The 3,638-nt window shown below is 40.5% G+C and carries 2 protein-coding genes; both read right to left on the reverse strand.

The window, feature by feature from the left end; all coding sequences use genetic code 11:
- Positions 1-552 precede the first annotated feature (552 nt).
- Positions 553-1,056: a translation initiation factor IF-3 gene (infC, locus tag B3R91_RS13105; RefSeq protein ID WP_144297936.1), complete on the reverse strand. Its 504-nt coding sequence runs from the start codon at positions 1,054-1,056 to the stop codon at positions 553-555.
- Positions 1,057-1,079: 23 nt separating this feature from the next.
- The gene (gene thrS, locus B3R91_RS13110; protein ID WP_191692435.1) at positions 1,080-3,014 is read right to left on the reverse strand and encodes a threonine--tRNA ligase; all 1,935 of its coding nucleotides are present in this window, start codon (positions 3,012-3,014) and stop codon (positions 1,080-1,082) included.
- Positions 3,015-3,638 lie beyond the last annotated feature (624 nt).

Consider the following 3,638-nt stretch of genomic DNA (forward strand, 5'->3'; position numbering starts at 1 on the left):
AATCTATGCTTTGTACTCAACAAAAAACTTGGTAATCCGCCTCTTCAGTTTGATTTGCTTATTTCAAGTTGAGAGTGGGGTATAATATCTAAAAATGGAATTCTTTACCGACGACGTTATTTATCAATGACACTATTTATTGACTATTAATTGTCATTAACTATTCATTGTTAATGAATAACAGTTTTCGCTTAGCACTTTTATAGTCGTGGTTTCAATTGTTTTTATTACCCAATAATTTTTATTCGAATGAGATATGTGTGATGAGACAATCTTTAGATTAACTGGTAATGAAAAGGTTGAGAAGATGGGTTTTGTAAACTGAGTTTTATAAAGCATTTATAGAGGAATTTGGCTTATCGTGCTTAGCTTTTTTATATTTAATGCGCGTATTCAGCAATAAATATGAAAAAACCATCAATATCCCGGAGTATATTGATGGTTAAGAGTATAACTGTCTATAATAACGAGCTGTCTGTGTTAGTTAATTGATTATATCAACTAACCATCACATCGATTTACAGCCACTACTCGCTATAATCCACCTGTGGATTATTTTTTCTTAGTAGGCCCAAGCAGCATACCCATTTGACGGCCTTCCATCTTAGGATACTGTTCGACGTTTGAGATATCAGCGGTATCTTCAATGATACGATCAAGTTGTTTGCGTCCAATCTCTTGATGCGCCATTTCGCGACCACGGAAACGGATACTGATTTTAACTTTATCTTGGTTTTCCAAGAAGCTGACGATTTTTTTCAGCTTAACTTGATAATCCGCCTCTTCAGTACTAGGACGTAGCTTCATCTCTTTGAGCTGGGTCTGTTTTTGGTTCTTCTTCGCTTCTTTCGCTTTCTGCTTTTGATCATAGAGGAAATGTTTATAATCCATGATTTTGCATACTGGCGGCTTGGCTTCAGGAACCAATTCGACCAAATCTAGGTTTTCATCACGCGCCGCTTTCATCGCGGTTTCGATATCGACCACGCCCATTTGCTCGCCATCTTCTTTAACCAAACGGACTTCTTTAGCATTGATATCTTCGTTGATGTTCAAACGGTTTGACTGTTTAATAGGTATTACTCCTCATCTGTTTTTGGGGTCTGTCGGCCTTTTTTGCTGACAGCAGTCTGTACTAAGCTAATAAATTCTGCAACACTCATGACGCCGAGGTTTTCACCTTCACGAGTTCGGACGTTGACACTGCCCGTTTCGACCTCTTTATCCCCTAATACTAGCATATAGGGAACGCGTTCTAATGTTTTCTCTCGTATCTTAAATCCAATCTTTTCGTTACGCAAGTCACTCGTCGCTCGCAAACCTGCATTTTTCAGCTCACGAACCACATTTTCACAAGCATCGGCTTGTTTATCAGTGATATTCATCACCGCTACTTGTTGCGGCGCAAGCCATACAGGCATCCAACCGGCGTAGTTTTCAATCAAAATACCAATGAAGCGCTCAAACGAGCCTAAGATTGCACGGTGCAGCATAATTGGGGTTTCGCGCTCATTTTGCTCATTGACAAATTCAGCATCAAGGCGCTCAGGCATATTTGGATCAACCTGAATCGTACCGCATTGCCACACGCGACCCAATGAATCCTTTAGACTAAACTCAATCTTCGGACCATAAAATGCGCCTTCACCCGGTAGATATTCCCAATCAAGACCTGAGCTATCTAGGGCATCTGCCAAGGCTTTTTCGGCAAAATCCCATGATTCATCGCTACCAACGCGTTTTTCAGGACGGGTTGAGAGCTTCATAATGATATTATCAAAACCAAAGTCTTCATACACTGCAAGGGTCAGTTTAATAAAATCCGCGACTTCTTGCTGAATTTGCGCTTGCGTACAGAAAATATGCGCATCATCTTGCGTGAAACCACGTACACGCATCAAACCATGCAATGAACCAGATGGTTCGTTACGATGGCACGAGCCAAACTCCGCCATACGTAGCGGCAGCTCACGGTAAGACTTTAAGCCTTGGTTAAATACTTGCACGTGACACGGGCAGTTCATTGGTTTTACTGCATAATCACGGTTTTCGCTCGAAGTGGTAAACATATTGGTGGCATAGTTGCCCCAATGGCCTGAACGTTCCCACAAGCTGCGATCGACGATTTGCGGCGTTTTGATTTCCTCATAACCATGGTCATGCTGCACTTTACGCATATATTGCTCAAGTACTTGATAAATCGTCCAACCATTGGCATGCCAAAACACCATGCCCGGCGCTTGCTCTTGCATATGAAACAGATTTAACGCTTTACCAATCTTACGATGGTCACGTTTTTCTGCCTCTTCAATACGTTGGATATAGGCTTTTAAATCTTTTTTATCTGCCCACGCCGTACCATAGATACGTTGTAGCTGTTCGTTCTTAGCATCACCGCGCCAATAAGCGCCTGACATTTTGGTCAGTTTAAATACTTTTAAGAAGCGCGTATTTGGCACGTGTGGACCACGGCACATATCGACATATTCTTGATGATGATATAGACCAAAGGCTTCTTCACCCGGCATGTCATTAATCAATTTCAGCTTATAATCTTCGCCGCGCTCTTCAAAAATCTTAATCACTTCATCGCGAGGGGTCATTTTTTTGATGACGTCATAATCTTGCTTAATCAGCTCCATCATGCGTTTTTCAATTTTTTCCATGTGCTCAGGCGTAAATGGCGTCTCACTATAGATGTCATAATAAAAGCCATCTTCGATAACAGGACCGATGACCATTTTTACGTCAGGATAAAGCTGTTTTACCGCATGACCTAACAAGTGGGCACATGAGTGGCGAATGATATCGACGCCGTCAGCGTCTTTTGGCGTCACGATTTCAACTTTTGCATCGGCAACGATGGGGTCGTGGGCATCTACTAAATGGCCATCAACGCGTCCCGCGACCGTCGCCTTCGCCAAGCCCGCTCCAATACTTTGCGCCACTTCCATGACCGTTGTATTGCCTTCAAAGTTTTTTACGCTACCATCAGGTAAAGTAATCGCTACCATAATCTATTCACCTTTTTGGGTCCGTTGGCAGTGATGATTGCAACCATCAATCATATAACCGTAAGACCACGTCAATTATATCTAACCGCTATAATATGTCGGATATGTTGTAAGAAATGGGCATTAACCACAAACACTGCGCTAAAATTTATCTTATATATTATGCTAATTAAGTAGCCATTTAATAACTGTTCATCAAATCGCTATAATATAATATAGAATAAGTTGCTTGTTAATAAGAATAATTAGGAGTGCCATGCAGTAATGTCATAAAAGCCGCTATTATAGCAAACGCTGCCTATTAACACTAGACAGCTGCGGCGCGGTAAGCTTCCCTATATAGGTACGCTTAATGTCAATATCAATAGTGTTGAATATATACCTATATAAGCCCAGTAATATAATGCATGGTTTATAAATGTCCAATTGAGCTTACTAATAAGCTTCGTAGCAAATAATAATTAAACATTAAGACATGTCTAGAGAATAATCCTCTTTGGTTTTATATATGTTTTTTACTAAGTTATTGAAAAATATAGTTTGTTTGTCACCTTCTAAAATAAATTAAGAAATCTATCGAAAATCGGTTGACACCCAGTCCAAAGCGTCTATAATACGCACCTC

It is taken from the genome of Psychrobacter sp. UBA6291 (genome assembly GCF_002439405.1).
GTDB classification, from domain to species: Bacteria; Pseudomonadota; Gammaproteobacteria; order Pseudomonadales; family Moraxellaceae; genus Psychrobacter; species Psychrobacter faecalis.